Origin of the sequence: Winogradskya humida (assembly GCF_016862215.1) — a bacterium.
Taxonomy (GTDB): domain Bacteria; phylum Actinomycetota; class Actinomycetes; order Mycobacteriales; family Micromonosporaceae; genus Actinoplanes; species Actinoplanes humidus.
The window spans coordinates 17491-28365 of sequence record NZ_BOMN01000115.1 but is presented as its reverse complement, the minus strand read 5'-3'; the positions used below and the strand labels follow the sequence as shown (position 1 = coordinate 28365).

The 10875-nt window shown below is 73.0% G+C and carries 13 protein-coding genes; 1 reads left to right on the top strand and 12 read right to left on the bottom strand.

The features are described 5' to 3' along the window. Position 1: 1 nt before the first annotated feature. The 5 genes from Ahu01nite_RS40085 to Ahu01nite_RS40065 form a co-directional block, all read right to left on the bottom strand. On the bottom strand, positions 2 to 841 hold the full coding sequence (locus Ahu01nite_RS40085; protein WP_203841986.1) for a [LysW]-aminoadipate kinase: 840 nt from the start codon (positions 839 to 841) through the stop codon (positions 2 to 4). Positions 842 to 856: 15 nt separating this feature from the next. Next, positions 857 to 1882: an N-acetyl-gamma-glutamyl-phosphate reductase gene (argC, locus tag Ahu01nite_RS40080; RefSeq protein ID WP_203841985.1), complete on the bottom strand. Its 1026-nt coding sequence runs from the start codon at positions 1880 to 1882 to the stop codon at positions 857 to 859. Positions 1883 to 1912: 30 nt separating this feature from the next. Beyond that, positions 1913 to 2083 (bottom strand): lysine biosynthesis protein LysW, encoded by a 171-nt coding sequence (lysW, locus tag Ahu01nite_RS40075; protein ID WP_203841984.1) that lies wholly within the window; start codon positions 2081 to 2083, stop codon positions 1913 to 1915. 96 nt (positions 2084 to 2179) lie between these two features. After that, on the bottom strand, positions 2180 to 3190 hold the full coding sequence (locus tag Ahu01nite_RS40070; protein ID WP_203841983.1) for a BtrH N-terminal domain-containing protein: 1011 nt from the start codon (positions 3188 to 3190) through the stop codon (positions 2180 to 2182). Continuing rightward, positions 3180 to 3752: a beta-sandwich domain-containing protein gene (locus tag Ahu01nite_RS40065; RefSeq protein ID WP_203841982.1), complete on the bottom strand. Its 573-nt coding sequence runs from the start codon at positions 3750 to 3752 to the stop codon at positions 3180 to 3182. The genes Ahu01nite_RS40070 and Ahu01nite_RS40065 overlap by 11 nt, the downstream gene beginning before the upstream one ends. A gap of 31 nt (positions 3753 to 3783) precedes the next feature. Here Ahu01nite_RS40065 and Ahu01nite_RS40060 point away from each other — a divergent pair, with 31 nt between their 5' ends. Then, on the top strand, positions 3784 to 4617 hold the full coding sequence (locus tag Ahu01nite_RS40060) for a GNAT family N-acetyltransferase (protein ID WP_203841981.1): 834 nt from the start codon (positions 3784 to 3786) through the stop codon (positions 4615 to 4617). Here Ahu01nite_RS40060 and Ahu01nite_RS40055 read toward each other — a convergent pair. From Ahu01nite_RS40055 to Ahu01nite_RS40025, 7 genes are read right to left on the bottom strand one after another with little or no spacing between them, the layout of a single operon-like run. Further along, positions 4548 to 5600 carry a transketolase family protein gene (locus tag Ahu01nite_RS40055; RefSeq protein WP_203841980.1) on the bottom strand — a complete coding sequence of 351 codons (1053 nt, stop codon included), beginning with the start codon at positions 5598 to 5600 and terminating at the stop codon, positions 4548 to 4550. The two genes, Ahu01nite_RS40060 and Ahu01nite_RS40055, sit on opposite strands and share 70 nt — an antisense overlap. Further along, a complete protein-coding gene (locus Ahu01nite_RS40050) occupies positions 5597 to 6412 on the bottom strand; it encodes a transketolase (RefSeq protein WP_239159513.1) in 816 nt (271 codons plus the stop codon). Before Ahu01nite_RS40050 ends, Ahu01nite_RS40055 begins: the two co-directional genes overlap by 4 nt. After that, positions 6409 to 7725, bottom strand: a complete 1317-nt coding sequence (locus Ahu01nite_RS40045) for a DegT/DnrJ/EryC1/StrS family aminotransferase (RefSeq protein WP_203841979.1) — start codon at positions 7723 to 7725, stop codon at positions 6409 to 6411. Before Ahu01nite_RS40045 ends, Ahu01nite_RS40050 begins: the two co-directional genes overlap by 4 nt. Further along, the gene (locus Ahu01nite_RS40040) at positions 7722 to 8087 is read right to left on the bottom strand and encodes a hypothetical protein (RefSeq protein ID WP_203841978.1); all 366 of its coding nucleotides are present in this window, start codon (positions 8085 to 8087) and stop codon (positions 7722 to 7724) included. Before Ahu01nite_RS40040 ends, Ahu01nite_RS40045 begins: the two co-directional genes overlap by 4 nt. After that, positions 8084 to 8965, bottom strand: a complete 882-nt coding sequence (gene lysX / locus Ahu01nite_RS40035) for a lysine biosynthesis protein LysX (RefSeq protein ID WP_203841977.1) — start codon at positions 8963 to 8965, stop codon at positions 8084 to 8086. The genes Ahu01nite_RS40040 and lysX overlap by 4 nt, the downstream gene beginning before the upstream one ends. Further along, positions 8962 to 10056: a M20/M25/M40 family metallo-hydrolase gene (locus Ahu01nite_RS40030; protein WP_203841976.1), complete on the bottom strand. Its 1095-nt coding sequence runs from the start codon at positions 10054 to 10056 to the stop codon at positions 8962 to 8964. Before Ahu01nite_RS40030 ends, lysX begins: the two co-directional genes overlap by 4 nt. A 5-nt stretch (positions 10057 to 10061) precedes the next feature. Continuing rightward, positions 10062 to 10808 (bottom strand): 2OG-Fe dioxygenase family protein, encoded by a 747-nt coding sequence (locus Ahu01nite_RS40025; RefSeq protein ID WP_203841975.1) that lies wholly within the window; start codon positions 10806 to 10808, stop codon positions 10062 to 10064. Between the last annotated feature and the right edge of the window lie 67 nt (positions 10809 to 10875).

Sequence of the window (10875 nt, the reverse complement as noted above, 5' to 3'; positions counted from 1 at the left end):
CTCAGATCTCCACCAACTGGTTTTCGACTACGGCGGTTCCCTTGCCGGACAAGGCTCCGGTGAGCGGGGCAGCGGACCGGCCGTCGGCGATGCGGACCTCGCGGACGCCACCGGTCAGGGCGGCGTGCGCGGCGGCGAGCTTCACGGTCATGCCGCCACCGACGCCGGGCACGCCGCTGGTGCCGTCCGCCGCCAGGGCCAGCTCGCCCAGCAGCGACGTCTCGTCGGCGGGGTCGGTCAGCACGCCGGGGGCGCCGGTGAGCAGCACGAGCCGGGTGGCGCCGAGCGCGACCGCGATCGCCGCGGCGGCCCGGTCGGCGTCGACGTTGACCGCCAGGCCGTCGAGGCCGAGTGCCGGCGGGGACACCACCGGCACCATGTCGTGGGCCAGCAGGATCCGCAGCAGACCGGCGTCGACGTTCTCGATCCGGCCGCTGCGGTCGTCGCGGACCACGACCTTGCGCCCGTCGACCACGGCCCGGTGCGCGGCGGGGCGCCGGGCCGTGATCAGCGAGCCGTCGAGCCCGGTCAGCCCGACCGCCCGGACCCCACCGGCGGCGAGCGCGCCGACGAGCTCCGGTTTGATCCGGCCGGCCAGCGCCATCATCAGCACGTCGAGCGTGGCCGGATCGGTGTAGCGGCTGGACGTCCCGCCGGGGGTGGTCAGCCGGCGCTGGGGTACGCCGAGCTGTGCGGCGAGCCCGTCGACTTCGGCGGCACCGCCGTGCACCAGCACCACCCGGCCGCCCGCGCGGGTCAGGCCGGCGATGTCGGCACAGAGCGCCGCGCGGTCGATCAGGGGGCTGCCGCCGCACTTCACGACGGTGATCTCGGAAGTCATGGGGTGTCGCTCCTTCTACATCGGGTGCAGGCCGGTGAAGTTGAGTCCGGTGTCCTCGGCCCAGCCCATGCGGATGTTCAGGCTCTGCACGGCGTTGCCCGCGCCGCCCTTGACGAGGTTGTCGAGGGCACCGACCGCGAGCAGCTGGCCGCTGTCCGGGTCGAACGCGAAGCCGACCTCGCAGTAGTTCGAGCCGAGCAGGATCTTCGGCTCGGGCAGCCGGTAGTTGCCGCGCTTCTGCGCCACCACCCGGACGAACGGCTCATCGGCGTACGCCTTGCGGTACGCCGCCCGGATCGCCGCCTCGGTGGTGCCGGGCTTCGCCGTCGTCCGTGCCACGGCCTGCACGCCGCGGACGGCGTCCACCCCGGTGGCGGTCATCTCGACCTTGAGCCCGGTGAAGGCGGAGATCTCCGCCTGGTGCCGGTGGTTCAGGGGTGCGAACAGCCGCAGGACGCCGCTGCGCTCGGCATGCAGGTTCATCTCGCCCGCCGAGGCGCCGGAGCCGCTGGAGCCGACCCGGCCGTCCACGGTGACCGCGGGCTCGATCAGCCCGGCGCGGGCCAGCGGCATCAGCGCCAGCGTCGCCGCCGTGGCCATGCAGCCGGGCACGCTGACCAGCTCGGCGACGCGCAGCTGCTCGCGGTGCAGCTCCGGCAGGCCCGGCGTCGCGGTGCCGAGCAGCTCCGGCGTGGGGTGCTCGCGGCCGTAGTGGAACCGGAACAGCTCCGGGTCCCCAAGCCGCAGGTCCGAGCTCAGGTCGAAGACGATCTTCGCCCGCTGTCGCAGCTCGGCGCGGCCCTCGACGTCGTCGAGCCCTGAGCCGGTGAAGAACATGACGTCGACCTCGGGCACGGCGCCCGGCTCGACGTAGGTCAGGGGCGTACGGCCCCGCAGGTTGGGGTGGTCACCGTCGACCCGCCGCCCGGCGAGCCGGGTCGAGCTGACGGCGACCACCTCGGCCTCGGGGTGCCCGAGCAGGAGCCGCAGGAGCTCGCCACCGATGTAGCCCGCCCCGCCGATAATCGCGATGCTGATCATGTCAACCTCTCCGCGGTCCGCCGGCTCCGCCTATTCGCCCCAGTCCTCCTCGACCTCGGGGGCCACTGCGATGATCAGCGGCTCGACGGAGACGACCTCCAGCTCTCCCATGCATTCGCCGCACTCGAGGATCGAGTTCATCTCCGGCTCCGCCGCGAACGTCACGTCCGCCGCGCATTCCGGGCACGCCTGAACGCTCATGCCGATGCTCCTTCGTGGGTTGTGCCCCGGGCCGTGCGGCCCGGTCGCTAACGATGATGTTCGGTAGGGCCTGCGGTGCGGAGTCGGTGATAACCCCTACGCGGCGACCAGGCTCATCCGCTGCAGGACGGCCTCCTGGTCGCCCAGCAGGGCCGCCGTGCGCTGCCGCAGCCCCGGCACGGCCGCCACCCGGTCCTCGCGGGCGGTCGCGGCGGCGATCCGCAGCGCCGACCAGTGGTGGGCGACGCGGTCCACGGCCCGGCCCAGCTCGCGCAGCCGCACGTCACCGAAGCGGACACCGGCCCGGTCGAGGAAGTCGGCGTGCAGCCCGGCGACGGCGAGCATCGGGCCGCCGACGACGAACACCTCGTCGACGCTCTCCGGGTGCTCGGCGAACCCCTCGACCGCCGCGTCCAGGAAGTGCCGCAGCCCCGCGAGCCCGGTCAGCACCGGGCCCGTGGTGCCGTCCAGCCAGCCGGCGGCGTTGCTCCCGACGACCCGGGCCACGAACGCCTCGTCGACCTCGGGCACGTCCGCGCCGATGGTCACCTCGAGCCAGCGGTTGCCGATCGGGTTGGCGGTGAAGAACAGGTCGCGGTCGTGGGCGATCGGGTTGCCGGAGTCCCGGGCCGCCATCAGCGCTGTCAGGGGGATCGTGCCCCGGAACGACGGCGGCACCGGGTCGTTGACGAACACCTCGCCCGTCTCGTCGTCGAAGCCCTCGATCGCCATCAGGTGGTTCGTGTGCACGTCGCGATAGGCCGGGCGGAACGGCAGGTGGAAGTTGTCCGCCGCCACGGCGACGCTGACCCCGTTCGCGAGGGCGTCGCGGACCTGCTGCCAGCCCTGGTCGGCGTCGGCCGGGCGGTGCCAGCGCGACGAGACCGGGTGGTACGGCGCGAGCCCCGCGAAGAGGTCCTCGTCGTGACCGGGGAAGTAGTACTCCTCACGGCGTACCTCGCCGGGGACGAACCGGAACCCCCATCCGGCGCCGAGCGTCTCCAGCGGATCCAGGCCGCGGGCGGCGAGCAGCGCGCCCGCCGTCGTGTGCAGGCAGTGGGTGAGGTCGTGCCGCCAGAACGGGGCGGGGGCGGGTTCAACGCGCACAGCGGGCCTCCTCGTCGGCGACCAGGGTCAGGGCGAACACGTGCATGGCGGGGTTGTCGGGCAGGCGTACGGCGGACAGGTTCCCGGGCTCCGCGATGCCGATCCGCTGCTGCCACAGGGCCGGGGCGTGGTTCTGGTGGGTGTGCCGCGGGTAGCGCATCGACCGGGTACGGAAGGCCAGGGGCTCGCCGAACCGCACCGGCGTCTCGGGCCAGAAGTCCGACATCCGCAGCCAGGCCGGGCGTACGCTCCCGTCGCGGTAACGCAGTTCCACCTGGTCCTCGGTCCGCCGCTCCGCCGCGCCGATCAGGTAGATCCAGTCCCAGTCGCCCGCCGGCAGCGCGATCACCTGACCCCGGCAGCGGATGTTGTCCCCGGTAGCCGCATCGGGTGGGAACGAGAACGGCACCCCGGCGACGTCGGCCACCGTCCCCGCCGGCGGCAGCTCCTCGGCGGGGAACGTGTTGCTCCAGATGTTGAAGCCGTAGTCACCGGTCGTCCCCGGCGGCTGCAGCCCCCGGTTGGTGAAGAAACCGGAGAGATCTATCCGGACCTTTCTCACGTTTCAGCCCTTCTTCCATTACCTTCTCGGTGTGCAGACGTTTGGATCCACAACGGACGCGATCCGGGTACGCCGGATCGAGGAACCCGATGCCGGGCTCGCGGACGGGATCGCGCGGGTCATCGCCGCGGCGTACGACGCCGGTGACCTGGTCCCCGGCCTGCCGGTGGCCGACGGTGCCCGCGAGACGCCCGGCGCCGTGGTCGCGTCGGTGGCCGGCGGGCGGCTGTTGTGGGTCGCGGAGGTCGCCGGGCAGGTCGCCGGTTCGGTCCGCGCCCAGGTGCTGCCGGGTGGCGACTGGGAGGTGCAGCGCCTGGCCGTCGATCCGGGCGTACGCCGCGGCGGCATCGGCCGCGCCCTGCTGCTCGCCCTCGTCACCGCCGCGGGCGACGCGGGCGCGGACCGGGTGGTCCTCGACGCGGTGGTGGAGCGGGGCAACCCGTCGTTCTATGCCCGCGTCGGCTTCCGTACCGTGCGCCATTTCCCCGCCGGGGACAAGCTCCTGTCCGAGGTACACATGGAGCGCGACCCCCGCCAACCGGAATCAGCGGTGGCTGATCCGGATCCGGGGGACGTGCCACCGGCGGGTGCGGTGGTGCAGTGGTGGGACGCCGACGGCGGGACGTGCTGCAGGGTCACCGCGACCTTGGATACGCCGGATTCGCTGCTAGGCGTGGACGTGCTGCCCGGCGGCGACCCGGAGGCCCTGTACAAAGTGCTGGCCGCCGATGCCGATGACGACACCGACGGCCTGCTTCGCTTCGACCGGCCCGCGGGACGGGTGACGGCGTTCGCTCAGCCCCGGCTGCTCGACCCCGCCCTGCTCGCGTGGTGGCGCTCCGCCAAGGCACGGTCGTTGCGCTGAGCCTCCGCGAGTGCCAGGCCCTGCGCGACGATCCGCTCGGTGCTGACCCCGGCGGCGACGAGCAGGTCCCGCTCGTCGCCGACCCGGTCGATGAACCGGTCCGGCACGCCGATCCGCCGCACCCGCACCGGCGCGTCCTGGGTCACCACCTCGCACACCGCCGCGCCGAGCCCGCCGACGACGAGGTGGTCCTCGACGGTGACGATGCCGGCGGTCTCCCGGGCCGCGCGCAGCAGCGCCGCGGTGTCCAGCGGCTTGATCGTGTGCATGTTGAGCACCCGGGCGGAGATGCCGAGCGTGGCGAGCTCGTCGTGCGCCCGCAACGCCATCAGCACCGGGTGCGGGCCGGTCGCCACGATGGTCACGTCGTCACCGTCGCGCAGCTGGGCCGCCCGGCCGGGGACGAACTCCGGCACCGTGTCATGGACCAGCGGCGTCGCGGCCCGGCCGAGGCGGATCAGCACCGGCCCGGGCAGGTCGGCGGTGGCGAGCACGGCCTGCTCGGTCTCGGCGGCGTCGGCCGGCACCACGATCGTCAGGTTCGGCATCGTCCGCAGGATCGCGAGGTCGTCGACGGCGTGGTGGGTGGGTCCGTAGTGGCCGGAGGAGAGGCCGCCGTGCGTGACGACCACGCGTACGGGCAGGTTGTTGCCCGCGATGTCGACCTTGAGCTGCTCGCAGGCGCGGGCGGCCGCGAAGCCGGAGAGGGTGTGCGCATACGGGCGCAGACCGGTCGCGGCCAGCCCCGCGGAGACGCCCATCAGATTCGCCTCGGCGATGCCGACGTTGATGTAGCGCCCGGGCAGCTCGGTGCCGAACGTGGTCTCGAGGCCCCCGGTGTCGGTGTCGACGCAGAAGACGAGCGGGTCGCGGCGGGCCAGATCGAGCAGCGTACGCCGGTAGACGTCGCGGGTCGCCCCGGCGTACCGGTCGGCGAAGCTGTCCTCGGTGCCGGGCAGCTGCTCGGCGACGGTGACGGTCACGTGGTCCTCCCCGCGTTGAGCGATGCGAGCGCCCGCTGGTGCAGGCGCGGGGTCAGCTGGACGGCGTGCGACTTCTTCTGGTCCTCGAAGAGCCGCACCCCCTTGCCCTTGACGGTGTTCGCGATGACCACGGTCGGCCTGCCGGGTGTCGCCGGGACGGCCGCGAACGTCGCCCGCAGCGCGTCGATGTCGTGCCCGTCGACCTCGGCCACCGCCCAGCCGAAGCTGCGCCAGCGGTCCGGGAGCGGCTCCAGGCTCACGCACTGCTCGGTGCCGCCGGTGATCTGCAGCCGGTTGCGGTCGACGATCGCGACGAGGTTGTCCAGGCCCTCGTGCCCGGCGCTCATCGCCGCCTCCCACACCGATCCCTCCTGCAGCTCGCCGTCGCCGAGGACCACGAACGCCCGGCTCGTGCCGCCGGTGCGGCGGGCGGCCAGCGCCACGCCGAGTCCCAGCGACAGGCCGTGCCCGAGCGAGCCGGTGGGGAATTCGACCCCGGGCAGCTTGCGCAGGGGGTGACCGGCGAGCCGGCTGCCCGCCTGCGCGTACGTGTCGAGCTCGGCGGGGTCGAGGAAACCGTGTTCGGCGAGGACGGCGTAGAGCGCTGCGCTGGCGTGGCCCTTGCTGAGCACGAACCAGTCGCGGTCCGGCCGGTCGGGCTGCTCGGGCGAGACCCGCAGCACCTCGCCGTAGAGGACGGTGAGGATCTCGGCCAGCGACAGGCTGCCGCCGACGTGTACGCCGTGCGGGTTGGTGCCCATCTTCAGCACCCGCTCGCGCACCCGGCGCGCGCGCTCTTCGAGGCTCGTCACGCGTTCACCTCCGCCCGGCTGCCGGCCGCGATGCCGAGCACCACGTCCAGGTTGTTCCACACCTTGTCGAAGGCGTCGGCGCAGCGCTGCAGCACCGGGCCGGCGGCGGGGTTGAGGTGCCAGCGCTGCAGGGTCAGCGAGTCCTCGATGACCGCCAGGGTCACCGGGTAGTCCTCGACCCGGTAGTCGGCCGGCGACGCGCCGGGGATCCGCCACGGGTAGCCGTGATAGCCGGTGAGCTCCTGGAACGCGGGCTGGCCGGGCAGCGGGAGGACCTGGTACTGCTGCATCGGCACGCCCTCGGCCCGCAACGCCCGGCGCAGCGCCGAACGCAACGCCCCCGGGCTGATGTCGGGGCGGCCCAGCGCCTCCGGGCTGAACCGCAGCCGCAGGATGTGCCAGGCGTGCGTACGGTCCGGCGGGCACTGCGGCACCGTGATGCCGGGCAGCGCCCTGAGCCGCGCCAGGAACGCCGTCACGTTCGCCTCGCGCGCGGCCGTGTACTCGTCGAGCCTGGTCAGCTGCGCGCGGGTGAACGCGGCCTGCACCCCGCTCAGCTTCTCGTTGCCGGCCAGCACGCGGGACAGGTAGTCGCGCTCGGTACCGGCCCGCAGGTCCTCACCGAACTGGCGGCCGAGCACGATCCGCTCGTACAGATCAGGGTCGTCGGTGGTGATCAGGCCGCCCTCGCCGCAGGTCGGCAGGTTCTTCACCACGTTGAGGCTGGTGGTGCCGATGTCCGCGAGCGCACCGGCCCGCGTGCCCCGATAGGTGGCACCCTGCGCCTGGGCGGCGTCCTCGATCAGGGCGAGGCCGTGCCGGTCGGCGACCGCCCGGAGCGCCGCCATGTCGGCCGGCAAGCCGTGCAGGTGAACCACGATGATGGCCCTGGTCCGGGGGGTGATCGCGGCCTCCGCCAGCGCCGGGTCCATCGTGTAGGTCACCGGGTCCACGTCCACGAAGACTGGGACGAGCATCCGCTGCACGACGGGGATGGCGGTGCCGATGAAGGTCAGCGCCGGGACCAGCACCTCGCTGCCGGGCTCGAGGTCCAGCGCGGCCAGCGACAGGGCGAGGGCGGCGGTGCCGTTGGAGACCGCGGCGCAGTGCCGGGTGCCGACGTACTGCGCCCACTCCTCCTGCAGCCGCGACACCGCGCCCTTGCCGCCGTCGTTCGAGGTGAACAGGCCGCCGTCGAGCACCCCGGCGACCGCGTCACGCTCGGCGTCGGTGACGACGGGCCAGGCCACGGAGGTACGCACTGCCCGGGCATCCACCGTGCGCGAGCCACCGAGCATCGCGAGCCTGCTCATACCAGCACCAGCTCCCCTGCGGGCGCCACGAGCGCCAGCGACACGAGCTCCGCTGACTGATAGTCCAGGCTTGGGTAGCGGCTTGCACCGATGAACACGGGCAGCCGGACGGCGTCCAGCTCGGTGCGGCGGGCGACGGGGACGCGTACGGCGACGCGCTCCCCGGCGGCCCAGGACAGCGGCTCCGGATCGAGGGCGTCCACGTAGTAGAGCCAGCAGTCCGCCGTGCCCGCCAGCGTGGCGCGCAGCTCCAGGTGCAGCCAGTCGTACTGGCCGGTGGGCAGCTGCACGAGCTGCCCGCGCAACGGCACAGGGTTGTCGAGGCGGATGCCACGTATCCGCGGTGTGAGGTCCGGGGTCATACCGGCTCCCCCACCCGGTCCAGGCGGCCGAGCACGTAGTCGACGTACGCGCCGACCAGGTCCGAGCCGAGCACCTCGACGGCGCCGTGGAACTCCGGCGTGTGGTTGACCTCGTTGACGAACATCCGCCCGTCCTTGTGCTCGATGACGTCGATGCCGAGGATCCCGTCGCCGATCGCCGCGGACGTGCTGGTGAGCAGCTTGACGAGGTCGTCGGTCAGCGGGCACTCCTCGGCGCGGCCACCGCGGGCGGTGTTGGTACGCCAGTGGTCGGCGACCTTGTAGATGGCGCCGACGACCTCACCACCGAAGACGTACGCCTTGATGTCGCGCCCCGGCTTGTCGACGTACTCCTGCACGAACGTGATCCGGTGCTGCGGCCCGGTGAACGCCGACCGGTGCTCCAGCACGCTCTCGGCCTGCTCCCGGTCGCGCAGCCGGGCGGCGAGCCGGCCCCACGAACCGGTCAGCGGCTTGACCACGGCGGGGTAGCCGAAGTCGTCCATGGCGTCGAGCGCCGACTCGGGCACCAGGCCCACCATCGCGCGGATCGTGGGCAGGTTCGCGTCGCGCAGCGCCAGGGTGGTGAGCAGCTTGTCGCCGCACAGGTCGACCACGCGGGAGCTGTTGACGACGGGGATGCCGGCGTGTTCGAACAGCTTGCAGGCGTACGAGTTGCGGGTGTGGGAGATCTCCCGGCTCATGGCGCCGCGGTAGGGAAGTTCGAGCGGGCCGTCGAGCGGCAGCACAAGGCGCCGCGTGTCGACCTGCTCGAAATTCACGTCCCGGCGGGTCAGCTCGCGCAGGATCAGCCGCTCCTCGAGACGGATCCGGGAAGTGAGTACGGCCAGCGGCCGCTTGTCGTCGATCTGGGTCACGACGTGCCTCCAGTTCTGCTCGGGCCGCCGGCGAGGGCGGGCTGGCGTAGCGACGCGGCGAGCCGCGGCAGCGCCGAGGCCAGCACGTCGATGGCGGCCCAGTATTCGGTCAGAGCGATGTGCTCCTGGTCGGTGTGGCACAGCCGGGAATCCCCCGGCCCGTAGGCGGCGACCGGAACGCCCCAGGCGGGGCCGACCACGTTCCAGTCGGCGGTGCCCAGCTTGAGCTTGGGCACCGGCCGCGAGCCGTTCTCCCGGATCCCGGCGCTCAGCGCCCGGACCACCGGGTCGGTGCGCGCCGACCGCACGGCAGGCACGTGCTCGAACACCGTCACCCGGTGCTCGCCGGTGGGCAGGTCGCGCAGGAAGGCGTCGGCGTCGAACCCGACCGGCAGCCGGCACGACACCTCGGCGACGGCCTCGTGGATGTCGCCGACCACGCGGACCAGCGAGGGCAGCGCCCGGTCGAACAGCGCCGGGCCCCCGTGCAGGGTGTTCCAGCGGTCGAAGCGCTCGCGGGCGGTGGCCCACAGCCCGGCGGCGACCTCGACCGCGCCGGCGGCGGGCGAGCTGGTGTGCGCCGCCGGCACGCTCACGCCGATGCTGAAGCGCAGGTTGCCCTTGTAGCCGACGCCCACGCTGGACGCCCCGCTGGGTTCCCCGATCACCACGGCATCCGGTCGCATCCGGTCCACCAGGTAGCGGGCACCCGCCGAGTAACGTTCCTCGTCGACGGCGCCGATCACTACGATCCGGGCCGGGAGGTCGGACCGGGCGAACCGGGCTGCCGCGCAGATCATGGCCGCGAGCGGGCCCTTCGCGTCGACCGCGCCCCGGCCGTGCAGGACACCGTCGGCGAGCCGCACGGCGGGGCCGCCCGGCACCGTGTCGGCATGCCCGAGCAGCAGGATCTCGGGGCCGTCCGGGCCGCCGACCTCACCGCGTACGTTGCCGGCCCCGTCGATCGTGGTCCGGAAGCCGAGTGCGGAGAGCCGCTCGGCGAGGAACCCGGCGAGGGCGTTCTCGGAGCCTGATACGGACGGGATGCGCACCATGGCGTGCAGCAGCTCCGCCTCGTTCGCCCGGTCCATGGGGCTCAGACCGCCGGGTTCACGTCGACGAGCAGCATGTCGCGGACGCCCGAGACGCCCTCGGGGACGGTCGGCGAGACCTCGTGGGTGACCATCGCGTCGTCGACGAACATGGAATCGAGCGGCTCGAGCAGCGTGGTCCGCACGACCTGCCCGCCGTCGTTGGGGTACACGGTGGACAGGCCGCCGGTGACACCGTCGCGGCGCAGCATGTGCATGCCGACGTACGCGTGCCCATCGCGGTGCCGGCCCTCCGGCGTGGGCAGGCCCTCGACGCCGGAACGCGCGATGATGCGGACCAGGTGCACGCCGATCTCCCAGGACGTGTTCCCCGACAGGGCGGTCGCCATCCGGGCGTCAAAGCCGACCAGGGCACGCATCCCGGCCGAGAGCAGGACGTCCTCGGCGACCGCCTCGAAGACGCGGTTCTTGCCCTTCCAGAGCGGGATGACGTCCTGGCGGAACGTGGCGTTCGGCAGCGCCTCGAAGGTGACGTCGTCGCCGTCGACCTCGACGCGCAGCCGGCCGTAGCGGCGCTGCCGATAGGTGCCGCCGCCGTCGATCTGGGTGTCCACGGCGAGGTTCTCCCAGGCACCCCGGAAGGCTTCCAGGTCAGCGTCGCCGAGCAACCCGGCGAGCTCGTCCTTGCGCAGCACGATGAAGCCGGCGCGCCCGACGGTGGCGGAGAAGGTGGGCACGCCGTCACGGAGCTGCTGTCCGGTGATCGGCGCGATGCTGGTGCTGGCCGTCATTGTCTGGCCCCTCTGTACGGGATGGTCGGAAAGAGGCGCCGGCCGGTGGGTCCGGACGCGCCCTGTA

Coding starts and splice junctions, on each gene's coding strand:
- Ahu01nite_RS40085 (WP_203841986.1), bottom strand. CDS start 841: ATGACTTCCGAGATCACCGTCGTGAAGTGCGGCGGCAGCCCCCTGATC.
- argC (WP_203841985.1), bottom strand. CDS start 1,882: ATGATCAGCATCGCGATTATCGGCGGGGCGGGCTACATCGGTGGCGAG.
- lysW (WP_203841984.1), bottom strand. CDS start 2,083: ATGAGCGTTCAGGCGTGCCCGGAATGCGCGGCGGACGTGACGTTCGCG.
- Ahu01nite_RS40045 (WP_203841979.1), bottom strand. CDS start 7,725: ATGAGCAGGCTCGCGATGCTCGGTGGCTCGCGCACGGTGGATGCCCGG.
- Ahu01nite_RS40040 (WP_203841978.1), bottom strand. CDS start 8,087: ATGACCCCGGACCTCACACCGCGGATACGTGGCATCCGCCTCGACAAC.
- Ahu01nite_RS40030 (WP_203841976.1), bottom strand. CDS start 10,056: ATGGACCGGGCGAACGAGGCGGAGCTGCTGCACGCCATGGTGCGCATC.
- Ahu01nite_RS40025 (WP_203841975.1), bottom strand. CDS start 10,808: ATGACGGCCAGCACCAGCATCGCGCCGATCACCGGACAGCAGCTCCGT.